Consider the following 20,645-nt stretch of genomic DNA (forward strand, 5'->3'; position numbering starts at 1 on the left):
AATATCACTGCCCCTATTTTTATCGTCATCGTCTCGACAATCGGCTCGTTCTTTAGCATGAGCGCGGTACTTATCTACTGGAAAATGACAGTTGGGTTTTAGAATATAGGGTTTGATAGCAGTAACTAAAAAGAGGAGAACTGAGCTTTATAAGTGACTGCTAAATAGAAATAAGCACTTACTAAACGCCTTTAATCAACGTAAAGCCCCGCAATTGCAGGGCTTTTTTTATCGGGTTAAATGATATTAACTTTGTCTACCAAGCAAAAGTCACGCCGCCACGTGCGCCCACTTTGCCAGTATCAAGCCCGACGCCGGCACCAGCTGAGATGGTCATACTATCACTGACGCGCCCAGCAAAAGAGGTGCTTAGCGCTGAGCCATTATTATAATAACCGGTACCAAAGGTCATAGCATAGCGTTTACCTGAGGGGATGACTGGGGTCTCAAGCGCTAAGGCCATAGCGATGCCGTCTTCGGCTTCATCCAAGCGGTCTTCATGACGATTGTACTCGCTACGCAGATCACTAATCTGTCTGGAGTTATTAGCAGATGCTACTCCTAGATTAGCCACTTGCGTATTGGTATTGGCAAGCTGGGAGTTGGTATTAGCCAGCTGATTGGCAGTAGCCAGTGAGTCTACAGCGACGCTTGCGCCCAAAGTACCGTTGGCGTCGGTAGTAACAATGTTAGTCGACCCTGACTGTGAAGCGGTACTGGCTTGAATTTGACCTGCTCCACCAAGAGCAATCTGGTTATCGTTTGCGGCAGATGCTTGATTACCGATAGCGATACTGTTTAAACCACCTGCTGCTGCCGCCTCACCGACTGCGGTAGAGCGTACGCCAGTTGCCGACGCCAAGTGACCAAAGGCTTGTGCGCGTTCAGCGCTGGCAGTCGACTGCCAACCGACTGCGGTTGCGCCTGCTTGTGTCGCTTGAGCTTGCGCGCCAATAGCGGTTGAGGACGTACCAGAAGCCGTCGTTTGACGAACCCCGCTTCTATCTCCACCAATAGCCACACCATCGAGACCTGAGGCGACTGAGTTGTTACCGATAGCGACCGCATTGTCTGAACTAGCAGCAGCGGCCTCACCAACAGCAGTAGAGCGTAGACCGCTCGCATTGGCGAGATGACCAAAGGCCTGCGCGCGCTCAGCAGTGGCTTTTGATTGCCAACCGATAGAGGTTGAACCTAGACCTGCTGCATTGGCCTGACCACCGACTGCTGTCGCTGAATTATTACCAGCGTTCGCGGTATTACCGATAGCGACGGTGTCGTTATCGCCGCCAGCGGTAGCCGCTTCGCCTACTGCTAGCGACCTTACCCCATTTGCTTGAGCCAAATGACCAAAAGCTTGCGCTCTCTCAGCGTTTGCTCCTGACTGCCAACCGATGGCGGTTGCGCCAGCACCCGTAGCAACTGATTCGCCGCCTACAGCAGTCGTAGAGTTACCTTGAGCACTAGCACCAGCACCAATAGCCACAGCATCATTACCATTGGCATTTGATCCAACACCGTCTTCGTCCAAATCTCCATCGTTGTTTGCGTCGTTGTTGCCACCAATAGCGATGGCACCATTGCCTGTAGCCGTTGCATCTTCACCAACGGCGACTGATTGCACACCAATTGCGGAAGTCTGATGCCCAAGCGCTGTTGAACGATTGCCTTGAGTAACCGCTTGCCAACCAATAGCAGTAGCGCCAGGACCACTAGCAGATGACTCACCGCCGACTGCAGTGGTTGAGTTGCCAGTTGCACGAGCAGTATCACCAATTGCCAAAGCGTCTGTACCATTGGCAATTGACTCATTACCGATAGCAGTAGACAGGTCAGTTTGTGCATCGGCATTTTCACCGATAGCAAGTGAGCGGACACCTTGAGCTGATGCTAAATGACCAAATGCCTGTGCACGCTCAGCTGTAGCTTCTGACTGCCAGCCGATAGAGGTGGTCCCTGCAGCGGTGGCCTGCGCTTGTCCGCCGATAGCAGTAGAAGATGTACCTGAAGCCGTCGTCGCACGCTCGCCTGAGCGATCACCGCCGATTGCCACGCCGTCGTCGCCTGAAGCGATGGCAGTGTTACCTATAGCCACCGCATTGGTACCAGACGCCACCGCATCTTCAGCGCCAGCAAAACTTTGAGCGCCTGATGCGGTCGTTTGATGTCCGACTGCGGTAGCCATAGCGCCAGACGCTTCTGCCTGCCAGCCTAAGGCGGTTGCACCAGGAGTGTTTGCCAAGCTCTCACCGCCAATGGCGGTCGTTGAGTTGCCCAAGGCTTGTGCGCCGGCGCGCGAGCCATCTTCAGACACACCGCCGCCAAGCGCGACGGCATCAACACCGTCAGCTTGAGAGTTGGCACCAATTGAGATAGCGTTTTCAAACGAGGCAAAGGCAGTGTTACCGATTGCTATAGCGTTTTCATCTGACGCGAATGAGTTTTGACCGACGGCGGTGGCATTGTCAGCAAAGGCACTAGTGTTAGGGCCACAAGCTAGAGCGTCTGTGCCGAAGCTGGTCGCGCCACCTGCATCACCGCTGTCTAATTGACATTCAGCTGCCATAACAGTGTTAGCACTTAAAGAAGCGGCGGCAATAGCTAAGGTTAGAGCACTAATTTTAAGCGCTGAGTGTGGAAGAAAGTCCGTTTTCATAGTGTTAAATCCTTTTAAAAAAGCCTTATGGCTTGGTGGGTAGTTTGGTCAATGCTAATAGGTCACAATCCTTGCAATATCAACATCCTCTGTCATAAATAAAGCATAGAGTTTGCATCTCGAAGATAACACTAATTTTTAACTATGATTTAACTAATAATAAGATTAGGTTATAAAAGGTCATTTAAGCCGACGAATAAACAATGATGGTCAAAAGATGTCTCTAAACCGTCTAGAAAACGAATTTGCTACTACTACTTTTGAGTAAGATACGCAGTAAAAGCTATTGATTTATCTATAAATATTAGGGCGTGTTGAACATTCACAAATACGCACTGACAGAGACTATTTTTTAGTCGATTCAAAGATAAAAATAGTAAGTTTAGTTATTCTAAGCGTCTATTTTTATCAAAGGAGCGGCAAAAAAGAGTCCTGTCCTTTCAGGCTGATGCTAAAATTGCCCCATACTGTGTTGCAAGTCTAGCTAAGGTCTAGACATTATCTTCGACTTGCGCCGTGTCTGGAACCATTTTAGCGATCAGCAGTGCCATGGTTGAATGTTCAACACGCCCTATTGATAGACCTTTATTTATATTCTTAAGGCGTGTACTTTTATCAATAGAAAATATAATCGTGCAAGCCAAAAAAACCCCGCCATAGCGAGGTCTCATTATTTTATTTAATCTGATTTACAGCTGTGCCAATATTATCCAGTGATGGTTTAACGAGCGGATTTGTAGTAGTCAACCAGCATCGTGCCCAAAGTGCCGTTGTCATCGATAGTCACGATTCTGACCGTACCCGACTGTGATGCGGTGCTCGATTGTACTTGTCCGGCGCTGCCTAGGACGACTTGGTTATTGCCTGCTGCCATCGCGCCGTTGCCGATAGCGATGCTGTTCATGCCGCCTGCCATAGATTTGTTACCTACAGCTACCGAGTTTGCCCCTTGTGCGGCGGCCGCCTCACCGACTGCGGTTGAACGAACGCCACTAGCATTGGCGATATGACCAAAAGCTTGCGCGCGCTCGGCAGTGGCTTTGGACTGCCAGCCGATAGAGGTTGAGCCGAGACCTGCGGCATTGGCTTCACCACCGACAGCCGTTGCTGAGTTTAGACCTGCATTGGCTTTGTTACCGACAGCGACCGTATCGTTGGTACCGCCCGCCATAGCCGCTTCACCGACAGCGGTTGCGCGTACGCCGCTTGCATTAGCGAGATGACCAAAGGCTTGTGCGCGTTCGGCAGTGGCTTTTGATTGCCAACCGACAGAGGTTGAGCCGAGACCTGCGGCGTTGGCTTGACCGCCGACAGCTGTCGCTGAATTAAGACCAGCGTTCGCCATATTACCGATAGCAACGGTGTCGTTGGTGCCAGTAGAGATGGCGCTATTACCCAAAATGAGGGCCGTACTGCTGGTAGTACTGGCAGTCATCGCTTGAGATTTGCCAGCGGTGGTCATATTGGAGCATGAAGCGACGCCTGCGATTGCTAAAGTCAGCACGCTAATCTTGAGTGCAGAGCGTCGTGAAAAGTCCATTTTCATAATTTTAAGTCCTTTTAAATAAGCCATCTTGGCTCAGGTAGTGGTTTTGGCAAGTGCCAAAATCTTATAAATAGTACACTATCAGCGTACTCTGGCATCGATAAACTGATGAGATGTGGAGTCCGCCACAGTAATGTAACACTAATTCTTGCGCATCATGCAAGTAATGATAGTGTTAAACTCTCAAAGGTTGTTTAAGCTGACGAATGAGCGGTTATAGCCTAAAAACACACTCGCTATTCACTGATATAAAGGAGAATGCCAATGCCATATAATTTTGATGAGATAATCGATAGAAGCAATACAGGGTCAATTAAATGGCACTATAGCGACGATACCATTGCGCTATGGGTCGCAGATATGGACTTTAAAGCGGCACCGCCTATTCTGACTAGCTTACAGCGGATAGTGAATCACGGCATCTTGGGCTATACCAAACCGACTGAAGCTCTGTATAAAGCGATTATTAACTGGCATGGTAGTCGCTATGATTTGCAGCTAAATAATGAAAACATCTTGTTCTCGCCGGGTGTTGTGCCAAGCCTTGCGCTAATGATGCATATTTTTACTGAAGTAGGCGATGCGGTACTGGTCAATGATCCCATTTATACGCCGTTTATGACTAAGGTGAAGCAAAATAATCGCATGCTAGTGATGTCTGCGCTAGAGGAGGTAGAGGGAAAATATCAACTCGATCTAAAAGATATCGAAGCTAAAATTATCGAGCATAAAGTAAAGCTGTATCTGCTATGCAATCCGCATAATCCGGGCGGGCGCGTCTGGACAACCGACGAGCTTAAAGCGCTACTTGCGCTGTGTAAAAAGTATAATGTAGCAATCGTTAGTGATGAGATCCATCAAGATTTAACCTTAAACGGTTATAAATTTACGCCATTTTTAAAACTCGCAGAAGCGGCAGGGTACGCGCACAAAGTGGTCAGCCTGACCTCCATGACTAAAACCTTTAACGTGGCCGGTATCAAAGGCTCGATGATCTTTGTCAAAGATAAGACGTTACTGAAAAAAATCAGCCAACAGCAGAACTTAAATGATGAATACGAGCTGAATTTATTTGCCTATACCGTGATGCAAAGTGCTTATGAAGAGGGCGGAGAGTGGCTTGAACAGGTACTGGCTTATATCGAAAAAAATATCGAGATCACGATAGATTTCTTAAAAGGGCATTTGCCTGATATCAAGGTGATGCGCCCTGAGGCGTCGTATTTGATTTGGCTCGATTGCTCGGCATACGGTGAGGACAATCAGGCGCTTTATGACAAACTGCGAGCCGCTAAAGTTGAGCTTAATTCTGGTATCAAATACGGTCGCGAGGGCCATCTAAAAATGCGTATTAATGTGGCTTGTCCTGAGGCTCTGCTGCGTGAGGGATTAAATCGGGTTTATGCTGCTTTTAGGGGTGGGGTTTAGTTTTATACTCAAACGTTCAACAAAGTTTTATAGGTAACAATTCACGTTACATAAGTGATTTATAGTAATATACATTAAAGAGTATTCAATCATATAAAAATGAGTATTTCATGGAAAATGATGAGTTGAAAAGACAAATTGAAAGGTGGGTGGCTAGAAAAGCATCCTCGAGCTGCGTAAGTAGAATAGCTGGCTTACCTATTGCTTTAGCAACTGATGTAGGCTCAGTAAGAGTTGAGAATCAGGATAGAGTAGCGTTAGTTAGATTTCAACGTGATAGTAATAATTCAATATTAATAGGTGTTTTATGTGACGGTATGGGAGGAATGGTAGATGGTAAAACATGCGCAGAGCTTGTAACTTCTACTTTTATTGCAAGTTGTGTTAACAATAGTTGTTCAGATTTGAAAATAATTTTGACTGAAGCAGCACACGTTACTAATGATAGTATTTTTAATATATACCAAGGTGCTAGTGGAACAACTTTATCAGCTTTTATAATTGATAATACAGGCAATATAGAAGCTATTAATGTTGGAGATAGCAGAATATATATAACTTGGAACGAAGTATTAAAACAACTTACAACAGACGATACTATTGCAGGACAGTTAAAGAACAGCACCGAGACTAATGAAGCTAGTCATCAGTTGCTTCAGTATATTGGCATGGGTGATGAACTAGAACCACACAGCATAGACATACCTAGCCTTAAAAATATGTCTAAGATAGTAATAACTAGTGACGGAACTCATTACATTTCTCGTGAAACATTTAGGCAGATTGTTACCTCCAATATTTCTTCTAAAGAAACAGCTAAACGACTTATCAAAATAGCTAAATGGTGTGGAGGGCATGATAACGCTAGTGCTCTTGTAGTAAACATAAATGACTTAGTTTCTTTAAATCCTTCAAAAAGCCAAGTTTCCGCTGGGTTAATAGAAATTTGGGATTCATTTGGGGAAATTCAGTTTGTTCATAAATCAGACTTTAACTCTCACCGCAATAAGTTGATGGAGAATCCCCAAAGTAGTGTTTCTGATGTAGTACCTATATCTTCTAAAGACAAATCTAAACTTTCTGATAATATAAAAGATAAAAATAACAAAAATAGTAATAGAAATTTAAAAAGAAAGGTCTCTAATGAGATTGAAGAACAACCGAATCTGAGGATTGATTTTGAATAATAGTATTTTAAATATTTTGCCTTCAAGATATATACCCGATGGTGATTCTGGAAATGGGGGGTTTAGCGAAGTTTTCTACTGTAATGATATGCACTTAAGTCGAAAAGTAGCTATTAAAACTATTAGATACATCGAAGATTTGAAAAGAATAGAAGATGAGATAAAAGGATTGCTACAAGTAAGATCAAAACATGTTGTTCAAATTTTCGATTTAATCAGAGATGATAGCCCGAAAGCCATTATTATGGAATACATAGATGGCATAGAGCTTATCTATCCTGATTTTCAAGTAACGTCTAATATTCATCTATTGAAAACTCTTTGGCAGATTGCGTCTGGTATATCTGATATCCATGACGTTGGGATAATTCATAGAGATATTAAACCGAACAATATGAAATTAGATGAGGAAGGTATTGTTAAAATTTTTGATTTCGGATTATCAAGAGATTCTAATCTCAATGCCATGACAATGGGTTTTGTAGGTACGCAAGGGTTTTCTGCCCCAGAATTATATACTAATGATAAGGTAAGCTTTACCTCTGCGATAGATGTATATTCTTTTGGAATCACAGTTTTATATTTAGCTACAAAAAATATTCCTCAGCCTTTATTACAAATACCGCCAAATAAAGCACCTAAAAATTGTTTCGATTGCGATTATTTAAATAGTTATCCAACTCTAAAAATCCTTTTCGAGCAGTGTTTGAATATAGATCCAAAAAAAAGACCTTCCATGAAAGAGGTTAAGGAGAAAATTAGTGAATATTTAGTTATTGATAAACATCAAGCTATTTTAGTATCTGATGGTAAGACACCTTATGTCCTTAATGCATCGAAAAGAAGTGTAAAAATAAGTTATGGAGCAGTAGGTAGTTTCGAGGTCTTTTACGATGGACTTCGATTCGTACTGAAGAACGTGATAGGCGAGGTTTACATTAATAACATTGAAGCAGAGAATAACAATGAAATTGGAGGCTCTTGCGTAATAGGCTTGGGTAATTCAAATCGTCCTTTTAGAGAAAGAAGTTTTATGACTTTTGATGTATCAAGTCCGGAGGTTACTTTATGATAGGTCCTCATAATGCAGGAGATATAATCAATAATCGATACCTTATAAGAGAGTTTTTAGGTGAAGGTGGTATGCAATTCGTTTATTTATCGGTTGATATGACTCTTGATCGAGAAGTAGCTTTAAAAACGCCTAAGAATTCGTCAGCCGAAAAAAGGTTTCATAGAAGTGCAGTAGTGGCAGCTAGAGTAAACCATCCAAATGTGGCTAAAACATTGGACTATATAGAGGTAGATAACAGAGCTTATCTAATTGAAGAACTAGTGAATGGGGGAGACTTATTTAAAACTATTTTTAGAAAAGTAGACTACGTTGACCCATTTATTGTTGCAAGATTATTTCATTATCTTTCCAAAGGACTAGCAGCTTCTCATCATGCGGGAGTAATACATAGAGATTTAAAGCCCACGAATATAATGATTGTAGGTGGTTTTAATTTATTAGAGGTCAAAATTACAGATTTTGGTATTGCCAAAATGGCGGCTGAAGAATTAGTTGAAGCAGCCGAAGGGGGTAGTGACTCAATTAGTGCTTCTGCAACAGCAGTGGGAGCACTACCATATATGTCTCCTGAAGCAATTGAAACTCCAAGAAACGTATGTGTTAAAACAGATGTATGGTCTCTTGGCGCTATGATGTATGAGTTATTAACTGGTAATAGACCATTTGGATCAGGTTTGCGAGCGGTAAGTCGTATCCTTAATGCAGACTATGCTGATTTTCCAGATTTTGTAACTTCTAATCCACAATTCAGTACTTTATCTCATCAATTAATTGATCTTATTAAAAAATGTTTATTAATAGATCCTAAATTAAGACCTACTGTTGATGAATTAGTTGAGTCTTGTGGTTTACTTTGTTATCCAGTCTCTGAGAGATACTTTGGAATTATGAAAGCACCGGAGTGTAGAACTTATGGTTTTATTTCCGAGTTTAATAAAGACAATGTTTTTTATCATACTAGTTGCATTTACGGAGTACAGCCCATGCCACAAGAACAAGTAATGTTTTCCAAATATTTTGCTAGAGGTGCTGATAGAGCATTACCAGTAGTTCGTATGAAACAGTAATGATAGTCGCCTTGGGGCGCGTTTTAGCCGTGACTGACGCGGTATCCTGTGCGACTAAGCGAGTTGCGGGCACTTGGCTGAGGGTAGTATCGAGAATACAGGAATGCCATCAGCCGTTAGTGCCCGCCACGCTTAGGGGTACAGATACAAGCAAAAGGCGCGATTAGCTCCCCAATATTATCAGCCAAAATCCCTCACCTTCTAACCATTCCCAATACGCCGACACCTCAAACCTGCTCAGACTACTTGGCGGGGTATCCTGTGATGTCTTGAATGCTTTGGTATAAGGGTTTTAGACGCTCGTACATCTTGAGATAGACCTCGTTATACAGACGCTTATAGAGTTGTACGTTGGCTTCGATGGGGACGAACTCGTCGCCTAAATGGGTCATGGCGTCGCTGGCTACGGCGTGGTCGGGATAGACGCCGAGACCCACCGCGCAGTTGATGGCAGCGCCGAGGCCAGTGGCCTCATAGGTGTGCGGGCGGTAGGCGGGCATGGCAAAGATGTCGGCGGTGAGCTGCATGGCAGCGTCGCTTTGGGAGCCGCCGCCTGAGACGCGTAGGTGTTTGATGGATTTGCCCGTGCGTTTCTCGATAGTGTCAAAGCCGAGTTTAAGCTCGTAAGCCAGTCCTTCTAAGATAGCGCGGTATACGTGCGCGCGGGTGTGTACATCGCCAAAACCGATGAGCGCGCCTTTGCCTTCAAGCCCCGGATGACGGACGCCGGGTGACCAATAGGGCTGCATGATGAGTCCCATACAGCCTGCTGGAATGTCTTTGACGGCGGCATCGAGGAGCTTTTCGGTGTCGATGCCTTGGGTTTTGGCAAGTTGTTGCTCGTAGTGGGCGAATTGCTCTTTGAACCAGCTGACCATCCAAAAACCGCGATAAATCATGTACTCGTGGTTGTAGTAGTGCGGGGCGGCGGCGGTGTAGGCGGGCATGTGCTTGAGGATTTCGACATAATCTGTAGAGATGGTATTGATGGTAGCGGTGGTACCAAAGCTTAAGCAAGCGGTATCGGCGGCGAGACCTGCTGCACCCAGCGCTTCGCAGGCCTTATCACTGGCAGCGGCAATCATGGGTGTGCCCTCTAGGATACCTGTGTCCTCAGCAGCTTTGGCGCTTATCTCACCGAGGGTTTGGCTTGGCGGGACGATTTTGGGCATTTGCTCAGGGGTACAGCTAAATAGTCGCCATTTAAGGTCTTTGGGCTTTAGCCACTTTTGCGCTTTGTAGTCATAAGGCAAATAGCCAACCGCGTGACCGTTGGAGTCAATAAGTTCACCAGTAAGCTGATAGGTGAGGTAGGCGGAGAGGTTGACGTAATGCGCGGTCTTGGCCCACATCTCAGGTTCGTTTTGCGCGAGCCAATTACAGCGCGCTTTTTGCTGGGCGTCTTTTACTAATTCGCCCATGCCGATGATTTTGGTCAGCGGACCAAGAAAACCAATATCACCAGTCTCAGCGCGGCGCAAATCCATCCAAACGATAGCGGGGCGTAGCGGCTGCATGTCTTTATCAAGGCAAATCATGGTATAGCGCTGGGTGGCGAGACTGACGCCGGCGATTTGTTCAGGTTTAATCTCGCAGCTTTGCCATAATTGCTGGCAGGCTTCCGTCAGCTTTTGCCAATAGTAGTCGGCGTGCTGCTCGGCATAATTAGGCTGTTCGGAGAAATACGGCTCGATAGGCACGCGAGCTTTGGCAATCTCGCTGCCGAATTGATCAAAGATAAGCGCGCGGACGCTTTGGGTACCGTTGTCGATAGCTAAGAAATAAATCGGGTTTGCAGAATTATCGGTCATAGTTGTCCTTAACTATACTCAGTTCTAGTTAAAACTGATACACATTTGCTATGTGCTGCTGGGATGAATTTTGCGCAGCCTCTGAAGTGACGAAGTCGCACAGCAAGCAAGGAAAATTTATACCAGCCGCACAGCATAACTCCTAAAGTATCTTAAATGTAGGTATAAAAAGCACTAAGCCGCAGGCAAATGATAATAACGTTGCCATAATTCGGTATAGCGAGCGACTTCTTGCTGCCATTTTTGCTCATCCCAACCCAGCTCCTGCTGGCAGATTTGCTTGAGTCTGGCGCTAATAAGCGGTGTCATCGCACCGTGCGGCAGGATCAAACCTAAGCGCGTCCGCCGCAGTAGTAAATCATCTAAATGTATGACTTGTTCAAAGCGTGCAGCAAAACGCAGCTCTGCCCAAATGGTATTGCTATCGGTGACATACGCTAGATCATCCTCATGCGCTAGCTCTAATAAGTTATCGAGCTGTAGACCGTAAAACCCTTGCAAGCGCTGTTGTAAAGGTTTTGGTAAAGTGGCGAATTTGGGATGGGTAGGGGCAGGATTGCTAAATACTTTGTCGCCACTTACTGCTTGGTTTTGAATAGTGCTGTCGTCAAGCGCGAGTACTTGTTGACACTTTGCAAGCACATCAAGGGCAATAAGGCGAAAGGTAGTGAGCTTGCCACCACTGACAGTCACTAAATTATTATCGAGCCAAACGCTATGGTCGCGCTTTTCTTTACTAGGGCTGACGCGTTTGCCATCGCCGCTATCGGATATCAGCGGACGTACGCCTGCCCATGAGCTGATAACATCTTCTCGATTGAGATCGGTATCATCAAATAATGAGTTAGTCGCGGCTAGTAGATAATCGACCTCTGCGCTAGTGATACCGACTTCTTCATCATTGAGTGGCGGATGATCCAAATCAGTGGTGCCAAGAACGGTACGATTCTCCCATGGAAAGACAAACACTGCTCGCTTATCAGTAGGGTGCAAGAAGGTGTAAGCTTGCGAGGTAGGCAAGCGCTCTTGACTGACCACTAAATGACTACCGCGTGAGGGACGTATTTGCTTATTGAAGCTTTGCTCGGTCTCATTACTGGCTTGCATACGTAAGGTATCGGCCCAAGCACCTGTCGCACTGACAACGACTTTGGCATAAACCTCAAAGGTCTTGTCGCTATCTTTAGAAGCGGTATCTTTAAGATTTGCGCCTACCACTAAGCCTTGCTCATTAGTGATGAGCGACTCGGCTTTGAGATAATTAATCGCGTGCGCGCCGTCATGGATGGCTTCGTCTAACACCCGCATCACCAGCCGCGAGTCATCGGTGACGGCATCGCTAAACTGGCTGGCACCCAAAAACTTATCTTGCTTGATATTAGGATTCAGACGTAAAAAAGCGTCCTTTTTAAAGTATTTAAAATAGCGCTTACCCGCTATTCTGTCATAGACTCTTAGCAAGGTATTAAAGATCCAAGGCGGCGGAAACTTACCTTTATAATGCGGCATGACGTAGTGCATCTCGTTAACTAGACCGTCTGCTTCAGTGAGCATACGCTCACGTTCGCGTACGCTAAGTAAAGTGGTTTTGTAGTCGCCTGAGGCAATGTAACGCAGACCGCCATGCACCATTTTACTTGAGCGGCTAGAAGTGCCCCAAGCAAAGTCTTTTTGCTCGATAAGTAATACCGCCAGACCACGTCTTGCCGCCTCGCGAGCAATACCGGCACCGGTGATACCGCCGCCGATGATGAGCATATCCCAAGGTTCTACTTGAGAGGAGCGTCGTGATAAGGGCGCGAGTGCTTGCTGGCGTTGTTTGCTTTGGTTCATAAACCATTCTTCTTAATTAATAATTTATTTGGCATAATCGATATCAAATAAACTAGATTTTTCATATTATGACGCGTGACTGGTATAAATTTTTCTGGCGTGCTGTGTCTACGCTGACAGAGGCTGCAAAAAATATATACCAGCCACGCTGTATAGCTCGAATGTCGAACTCAACTTATTTAAACTATGACTTTGAATAAGATCTTACCTTGAAACCCATTATTAATTAGAACTACTCTTCAAGTAAAACACCCGGATTCATACGTTGCTCAGGATCAAAGCTTTTGAGCATATCACGAGTCACTTGCAGACCTAGCTCGCCCTTTTCAGCAGTGAGGTACGGGGCATGATCACGACCGACGCCGTGCTGATGCGAAATGGTGGCCTTGCCATTGGCTAAACTAGTACTAGCGGCATGTTTGATTTTTTGCCAGCGCTGTAGAGTAGTGGCGTGATCTTTGACAGCGCGGAAGAAATAAGTCGTGTATAGACTTGCGCCTTGCTTATAGACGTGCGAGATATGGGTAAAGGCCATCACTTCCTCGCCTTCATCAACGAGCGAGGTTCTGACCGCGTCTTGCATCTGCTCCATCTGCTCGTCAATACGGCTCCAGTTGGTCGCGGTCTCAAAGGTATCGACCATAATACCTTTATCCCACAGAGTACCGCGCAAATACGGGAATTTAAAACGCCCGTGTGCCCACACACTACCCATGATATTAGTGATTTTACCCGTGACACTACCATTTTGTTTTAATAGCTTATTGAACTGAGTAATAGCCAGTTTATTCTGTGCTTTATCGCCTGAGAATCCATAAGTCAGCATTACCTTTTCTGAGCTCAGCCCGCGCGCTTTTAGGTAAGTGCTAATCGCTAAAAACTGGCTAGGACTAGTGCCTAAATGCAAGTGCGCGTCAGTCTCGACCGCATTACTGAGGCGTAGCATGGACAAGCGAATATCTTGTTGCACCGCTTGTTTGAGTACCGCTTTTCCTGCTTCCCAGTTGGGTAGAAACGCCACTTTAAATAGCTCTTCCTCAGGTTGCGACTGCACGCGCATCTTAACTGTCGTAAAGATACCTGCGCGGCCCTCAGACCCCATCATCATCTCACGCAGATCGGGTCCTGCTGAGGATGCAGGGATATCAGCAATCTCTAGCACGCCTTGCGGGGTGACTAAAGTACCGCCTGCAAACATCTGCTCGATGCGCCCGTAGCCTAAGGACTGCTGACCACTAGAGCGCGCGGCAATCCAACCACCAAGTGTCGATAGCTCCCACGACTGCGGATAATGCCCTAAGCGGTAGCCATGCTCATCCAATTGCGCCTCGACCGCTGGTCCTTGCGTACCGGCACCAAAAGTAGCAATCTGACTCTCGGTATCTAAGTCAATCAACTGATCCATTTTACTCATCGCTACGGTCAATACCGGACGAGAACCCTGTTGCGGATTTATATGACCGACTACTGAAGTACCGCCACCGAAAGGAATAACGATCAGATCGTGTTCTTGGGCGAGTTTTAATAACTGCTCGACATCATTGGTCGATTCGGGGAAAGCCACGCCATCAGGGAACACTTCAAAATCGCCACTGTGCATAGCGATCCAATCGGGGAAGCTTTGCCCGCGTGCGTGTCTGAGTCTGATCTCTTGATCGGTCGTCACTATATCTAAATCAGTAAGCTCAGCGGGCAAGCGTGATTTAGGCACGGTTTTGAGCACTTGCTGTAAGCTGACAGATTTGAGTTTCTTAGTCTTACCAATGTGCGTTTTGATCAGTTTTGCGCCATGCGGCGAGACTTTTTTATTAATATTAACATTACCCCAACCATTCCAGCGCGTTTGCTCAATGGGGGTGTTGGTCTTAGAAGTCATATCTAGACTGGTATTTTCGGTATTTTTGCTATCAGAGGTGATTGCAAGAGGCACAGAATTATCGGCTTTAGGGTTTTTGCGAATAATGGATTTGATTTTGCTCATAGAGACATACCTGTCGAATTATAATCACTGGATTTTAAATTGGCTTTATTTTGAATTAAAGGTTCAATACTAATTCTTTTAGATTATCACAATGTAAATAACTATTGTTTATATTTTATGACTCGATAGCAGCATTAAAAAAGGGGCAGAATGAAAGGTTTATTAGCCGTTAAATACAAAAAAGCTGAGCTACCATAGCAGCTCAGATTTTATCAAATAATTAAAAATAAACGCTTGTTTTAACTACCGTTTTCAGCGTCATCGCGTAGTTGTTCCCACTCATCCTGCTGAGCCAATACCGAGCCCTCTGGTGCCTCCGATGTCAGCCCTTCTTCCCATGGCGAGTTATCCGGGAGCTCTTCGATATGGATGGTTTTTATATAATAATCAGGCTGATAAGCCAAGTCGTAACGCGCCGCCTTAATGACCGAAACCATCATCATCGTTAGAATGATAATAAGCGGTGCCCCGGCGATAATAGAAGCGGTCTGCAAGGTTTGCAAATCACCCAAAAACATCAAAATAGCGGGTAATAAACATAAGGTAAAGGCCCAAAATAGCCGGTTCCAGCGATGCGGCTCATCATCGACCTCTTTTTGTACCACCGAAGCTAGAATATAGGAGATCGAATCAAAGGTAGTCGCAGTAAAAATAGTGGCCAAAAAGGTAAAGACCGCCACCACTAGATAAGACATCGGCAAGCTATTTAAGATAGAGAAGATAGCGGCAGTCGGCGATTCGTTATTTAAGATGCCAACCACATCGACTATCCCCGTCATCTGCAAATATAAACCATAGTTCCCTAAGATAATCATAAACATCGCGCAGCCAAGCGAGCCATAAAACATCGAGCCGACCACCATATTACGAATGGTGCGCCCTCTAGATATTTTGGCGATAAATAGCCCGATAGTTGGCGCAAATACTAACCACCATGCCCAATAAAACACCGTCCAATCTTGCGGAAAAGTAATAGGCTTAAAACCAAACTCTTGAAAGTCTTTAAAGGGCTCAATGTAAGTCATCATCCGCGGCATCTGCGTAATCATACGGCCAATAGCTTCCATACCAGTGTTCAAAATAAACACCGTCGGTCCAACTACCAACACAAATAATAAAAATACAACCGCTAGATAAAAGTTAATATTAGAGAGCTTTTGAATACCGCCTTTAAGTCCTTGATAAGCACTATAAGCAAAGATCATGGTGGTGATGAGTAGCACCACAATTTGCATGGTGATGTTGCGCGGCAGGCCAAATAAATTATACAAGCCTTCATTAATAAGTGGCGAGGCCAGCCCCAAAGTGGTTGCCCCGCCGCCTACCATACCAAAGACAAACAGCACATCGAGCATTTTGGCCCAATTGCTACCCGCCCCCTTTTCGCCTAATAAAGGCATCAAGGTTTGGCTGACTTTAAGTACTGGCGTTTGCCGCACGTAATAGAAGTAGGCAATAGGAATAGCAGGCACTAAGTAGATCGCCCAGGCAACCGGTCCCCAGTGAAACATACCGTAAGTGGTCGCCCAGCGAATAGCGTCCGGCGTTGCGCCTGCTATACCAAAAGGCGGACTTTGATAATAATAAGCCCACTCGATGAGTCCCCAATACAGAATACTAGCGCCAATACCGCCACAAAACAGCATCGCCGCCCATGAGCTGTCTTTGAATTCTGGCGTTTCTTCTGGTCGGCCTAACTTTATTTTGCCGATATCAGAGAAGATGATATAAATCACAAACATCATCGCCAGCACGCCGAACAATAAGTAAGCAAAACCAAAGTTATCGCTGACAAAAGCGCGCGCTATACCTACCCAGTTTTTGCCTTGTTCAGGAAACAAGATCAAAGGCACAGCGATACTAAGTAAAATAACTAGCACCATGCCAAAAGTAAACTTGTCGATACGGGTGTCGGGGACATGGTCGGGTCGCCACTGCGGAATAGACATACCGACATCAAAAGTCCCTAAATGCGGCGGCTTATGATATTTGGATCGAGCTTTGACATAATCGGGCAAATACTCTTTGGAGATCCCAGTCCTGTCTTTATAAGGCTTGTCAGTGCTGTGCTTGGAGCCATTACTCATCTAATTCTCCTATTTTAAAATTTACAACTTACACGACAAAAAAGAGCAGTTATATCATGCAACAGCTCCTAGTCTTTCATCATTTATAGCAAATTTTAATGGCATTATCGATACCGTATAACAAACCTGCGTTATACAACTCCTTAAACAAAGATCATTATGTACAATAAGCGATTTTTATAACCAATAGCCTGCCTAAACTTGTTAAAATAGGCCACCAATTTTATCTATTGATGGACATTAATTTATGACCACTGCTACCCCGTCTAACACTCTCACTACCATGCCGACTATCAAAGAAGATCGCATCTTAATTCTAGATTTTGGCTCGCAGTACAGCCAGCTTATCGCCCGACGGGTACGTGATTCAGGCGTATTCTGTGAGATGTTCCCTTATGATATCGACAGCGACCGTATCAAAGATTTTGGGGCTAAAGGGGTGATCTTATCGGGCGGTCCTGAGAGCGTGCATGCGGACAATAGCCCGCGTATTAATGACGCGGTATTTGACTTGGGCGTACCCGTCCTAGGTATTTGCTACGGTATGCAGGCGATGGCAGATCGTTTCGGCGGTAAGGTACATGCCAGCGATATTCACGAGTTCGGCGCAGCGACCATTGACGTCAATGGTCATTCAAAGCTTACTGATGGCATAGAAGACAGCACTACGGAAAACAGCACGGCCAATCTAAATGTCTGGATGAGTCATGGCGATAAGGTCATTGAAGCGCCGCAAGGCTTTGATATTATCGCTAGTACGCCAAGCTGTCCGATTGCGATTATGGCCGATGATGATAAGCACTATTATGGTCTGCAGTTTCATCCCGAAGTCACTCATACCCTACAAGGTCAGGCGCTGCTCGGTCGTTTTGTGCATCAAATCTGCGACTGTGCAGGGGAGTGGACGCCAGATAATATTGTCGATATGCGTGTGGCGCAGCTCAAAGAGCAAATCGGTGATAAACAAGTGCTGCTTGGGCTCTCAGGCGGGGTTGATAGCTCGGTGGTCGCGGCATTACTGCATAAAGCGATTGGCGATCAGCTCACTTGTGTATTTGTCGATAATGGTCTGCTGCGTCTGCACGAAGGCGATCAAGTGATGCAAGTATTTGCCGAAAACATGGGCGTCAAAGTCATCCGTGTTGATGCCGAAGATCTGTTCTTAAACGCCTTAGCGGGCGAGTCTGACCCCGAAGCCAAACGTAAAATCATCGGTAAAACCTTTATCGATGTCTTTGCCGATAGCGCGCGCCAAGTTAGCGAGCAAAGCGATGGCAAAGAGATTGAGTTCTTGGCGCAAGGCACGATTTATCCAGACGTCATCGAATCCGCCAAATCTCATCAAGGCAAAGCCCACGTGATCAAGAGCCATCATAACGTTGGTGGTCTACCCGATGATTTGGCCTTTAAGCTTGTCGAGCCATTACGGGATCTATTCAAAGATGAAGTGCGTAAGCTTGGTATTACTCTCGGTCTACCTGAGAAAATGATCTATCGTCATCCGTTCCCAGGCCCAGGTCTTGGCGTGCGCATCCTAGGTGAAGTCAAAAAAGAATACGCTGATATCCTCCGTCAAGCCGATGCCATATTTATGCAAGAGCTTGAGCGTTCAGGTTGGTATGACAAGACCGCGCAAGCCTTTGCGGTATTCCAGCCGATCAAATCGGTCGGGGTGGTCGGGGACGGACGCCGCTATGCGTGGGTGATTGCGCTACGTGCCGTCGAGACGGTAGACTTTATGACCGCGCGCTTTGCCCATCTGCCGTATGAGCTGATTGAGACGGTGAGTAATCGCATCATGAATGAAATCGCTGAGGTGTCGCGCGTGACGTATGATGTGTCGAGCAAGCCGCCTGCGACGATTGAGTGGGAGTAGGGGTTTTAAATCGGATAATAGCTAAAATAAAGAGCGTAACTTGTATGGTTGCGTTCTTTTTTTATATACATTATTAAAATTGGAAAGTAACTAAGATAAGGAAGTTCTATGCAACGTGCCTACTACTCAAACTCAATTCAAGAGTTTTTATTGGAGTCCGAAGAGGGTATTCTAGGTCGATTAACAGCAAATCATAGCAACAGAACACTTGAAGAATTACAGATCAATGCGTGGCGAAAACAAATTAAAATCTTAAAAGACCAGCTCTCTATATTCAAAGGACAAATCTATTTTGAATTTACCATACCTAGAATGGGCAAACGAGTAGACAATATAATTATTATAAATAATGTCATCTTTATTGTTGAGTTCAAAGTTGGTGATGGGGGTTATTCAAAACATTCTGTAGAACAGACTATCGACTACACCACTGATCTAAAGAACTTCCATGAAGGTAGTCATCATACTGAATTAGTCCCTGTTCTAGTTGTCACAGAGGCTAAGAGCGCTCCCGTGATAAGTGATCATACAACTATTATTAATCACCAAGATGTTGCCAAAACAAATCAATTTGATCTAGCTCAAACACTTAGCAAGTTTATTAATGAAGCTATTCTAGCTGTCAATGTAGCACGTTGGCAGAATTCGATTTATAAGCCTACTCCGACGATTGTTGAAGCTGCTCAGGCTCTATACAAAGGTCATAATGTCAAAGAAATCACACGATCAGACTCAGGTGCTATCAATCTTGGAAAGACGACCGATCAAATCAATCGAATCATTGAAGCATCAAAGCATAACAAAAAGAAATCCATTTGTTTTATTACAGGTGTACCTGGTGCTGGTAAAACCTTGGCTGGCTTGAATATTGCTGTCCAGCGAATGAATGCTGATGAAGAGGAACATGCGGTTTTTCTCTCTGGCAATGGTCCCTTAGTCGATGTATTGCGAGAGGCTTTAACGAGAGACTCTGTAAATATATCTAAACAGTCAGGAGATAAACTTCCCAAGAAACAAGCTGCTATAAAGGCAAATGCATTTATACAAAACATTCATCATTTTAGAGATGATAATTTGAAATCTACAAAAGCACCAACTGAAAAGGTTGTCGTATTTGACGAAGCACAAAGGGCCTGGACCAAAGCACAAGCAAGCTCTTTCATGAAAAGAAAGAAAGGCATTGAAAACTTTAATATGTCGGAACCTGAGTTCTTGATTGAAGTTATGAATAGACATCATGATTGGTGTACTATCGTATGTTTAATCGGTGGCGGTCAAGAAATTAATACTGGTGAAGCTGGATTACAGGAATGGATAGACTCACTCAAAAATAATTTTTCAGATTGGGATATTCACTATTCTGAACAAATTCTTGATAGCAATAACTATATTAAATCTACAAGCGTAAAAAATTGGTTGATAGAGAAAGGCCATAGTAAATCCGAGTTACATTTGGCTGTATCAGTTAGATCGTTTCGATCAGAGAAGCTAGCTTATTTTATTCATGAGCTTTTAGATTTAAATAAAGATGTTGCTAGAGGTGTTTATGCACAGATCAAAACGGATTATCCTATTTTTATCACAAGAGATATCGACACTGCTAAAAACTGGCTACGAAATCAAGCAAAAGGAAGCGAGAGAATCGGGTTAATTAGCTCTTCCGGCGCCAAAAGATTAAGACCGTTAGGTATAGATGTTAAAAATGAAATTTCAGCACCTAGTTGGTTTTTGAATGATAAAAATGATATTCGCTCCTCTTACTTTTTGGAAGAAGTAGCGACTGAGTTTGAAATTCAGGGTTTGGAAATTGACTGGGCATGCGTGGCTTGGGGTGGTAACTTTCACTTAAGAAATGATAGTTGGCAATATCTAAATTTTAAAGGTACTAAGTGGCAAGTGATTGGTCAAGATATAACTAAAGAGTATTTAAAAAATACTTATCGTGTTCTACTAACTAGGTCTAGACAAGGTATGGTTATTTTTGTGCCTGAAGGAAGTACTCTTGATCATACCAGACCAAAAGAATATTACGATGGCACTTGGAACTATCTGAAGTCAGTTGGGATTCAAGAGTTAAGGTAGTTCATATACTAACAAT

Annotated in this window: 12 protein-coding genes; 6 read left to right on the forward strand and 6 right to left on the reverse strand. The window is 44.6% G+C overall.

Annotated features, from left to right (window positions below):
• Nucleotides 1-256 precede the first annotated feature (256 nt).
• Both ACS8E3_RS05490 and ACS8E3_RS05495 read right to left on the reverse strand, forming a co-directional pair.
• Complete coding sequence (locus tag ACS8E3_RS05490) at nt 257-2,656, reverse strand: hypothetical protein (RefSeq protein ID WP_439242068.1); 2,400 nt, start codon at nt 2,654-2,656, stop codon at nt 257-259.
• Between the two features lie 721 nt (nt 2,657-3,377).
• Complete coding sequence (locus tag ACS8E3_RS05495; protein ID WP_439242070.1) at nt 3,378-4,202, reverse strand: hypothetical protein; 825 nt, start codon at nt 4,200-4,202, stop codon at nt 3,378-3,380.
• 264 nt (nt 4,203-4,466) lie between these two features.
• Here ACS8E3_RS05495 and ACS8E3_RS05500 point away from each other — a divergent pair, with 264 nt between their 5' ends.
• From ACS8E3_RS05500 to ACS8E3_RS05515, 4 genes are all read left to right on the forward strand, one after another.
• On the forward strand, nt 4,467-5,630 hold the full coding sequence (locus ACS8E3_RS05500; RefSeq protein WP_439242072.1) for a MalY/PatB family protein: 1,164 nt from the start codon (nt 4,467-4,469) through the stop codon (nt 5,628-5,630).
• Nucleotides 5,631-5,740: 110 nt separating this feature from the next.
• On the forward strand, nt 5,741-6,817 hold the full coding sequence (locus ACS8E3_RS05505; RefSeq protein WP_439242075.1) for a PP2C family protein-serine/threonine phosphatase: 1,077 nt from the start codon (nt 5,741-5,743) through the stop codon (nt 6,815-6,817).
• Entirely contained in the window at nt 6,810-7,889 is a 1,080-nt protein-coding gene (locus ACS8E3_RS05510; protein ID WP_439242077.1) for a serine/threonine-protein kinase, read from the forward strand. The genes ACS8E3_RS05505 and ACS8E3_RS05510 overlap by 8 nt, the downstream gene beginning before the upstream one ends.
• The gene (locus ACS8E3_RS05515) at nt 7,886-8,959 is read left to right on the forward strand and encodes a serine/threonine-protein kinase (protein WP_439242079.1); all 1,074 of its coding nucleotides are present in this window, start codon (nt 7,886-7,888) and stop codon (nt 8,957-8,959) included. The genes ACS8E3_RS05510 and ACS8E3_RS05515 overlap by 4 nt, the downstream gene beginning before the upstream one ends.
• Before the next feature lie 242 nt (nt 8,960-9,201).
• On the opposite strand, the gene ACS8E3_RS05520 is transcribed toward ACS8E3_RS05515, so the two are convergent.
• The 4 genes from ACS8E3_RS05520 to ACS8E3_RS05535 all read right to left on the reverse strand — a co-directional run bounded on the left by ACS8E3_RS05520 (nt 9,202) and on the right by ACS8E3_RS05535 (nt 16,671).
• Entirely contained in the window at nt 9,202-10,770 is a 1,569-nt protein-coding gene (locus ACS8E3_RS05520; protein WP_439242081.1) for an FGGY-family carbohydrate kinase, read from the reverse strand.
• A gap of 174 nt (nt 10,771-10,944) precedes the next feature.
• The gene (locus tag ACS8E3_RS05525) at nt 10,945-12,603 is read right to left on the reverse strand and encodes a glycerol-3-phosphate dehydrogenase/oxidase (protein ID WP_439242083.1); all 1,659 of its coding nucleotides are present in this window, start codon (nt 12,601-12,603) and stop codon (nt 10,945-10,947) included.
• Between the two features lie 232 nt (nt 12,604-12,835).
• Complete coding sequence (locus tag ACS8E3_RS05530; RefSeq protein WP_439242085.1) at nt 12,836-14,584, reverse strand: FAD-binding oxidoreductase; 1,749 nt, start codon at nt 14,582-14,584, stop codon at nt 12,836-12,838.
• Between the two features lie 239 nt (nt 14,585-14,823).
• A complete protein-coding gene (locus tag ACS8E3_RS05535; protein ID WP_439242087.1) occupies nt 14,824-16,671 on the reverse strand; it encodes a BCCT family transporter in 1,848 nt (615 codons plus the stop codon).
• Nucleotides 16,672-16,954: 283 nt separating this feature from the next.
• Here ACS8E3_RS05535 and guaA point away from each other — a divergent pair, with 283 nt between their 5' ends.
• Both guaA and ACS8E3_RS05545 read left to right on the forward strand, forming a co-directional pair.
• Nucleotides 16,955-18,547: a glutamine-hydrolyzing GMP synthase gene (gene guaA / locus ACS8E3_RS05540; RefSeq protein WP_439242398.1), complete on the forward strand. Its 1,593-nt coding sequence runs from the start codon at nt 16,955-16,957 to the stop codon at nt 18,545-18,547.
• A gap of 108 nt (nt 18,548-18,655) precedes the next feature.
• Nucleotides 18,656-20,629 (forward strand): DUF2075 domain-containing protein, encoded by a 1,974-nt coding sequence (locus ACS8E3_RS05545; protein ID WP_439242089.1) that lies wholly within the window; start codon nt 18,656-18,658, stop codon nt 20,627-20,629.
• The last annotated feature ends 16 nt before the right edge of the window (nt 20,630-20,645 follow it).

It is taken from the genome of Psychrobacter sp. 2Y5 (assembly GCF_051847375.1).
Lineage (GTDB): Bacteria > Pseudomonadota > Gammaproteobacteria > Pseudomonadales > Moraxellaceae > Psychrobacter.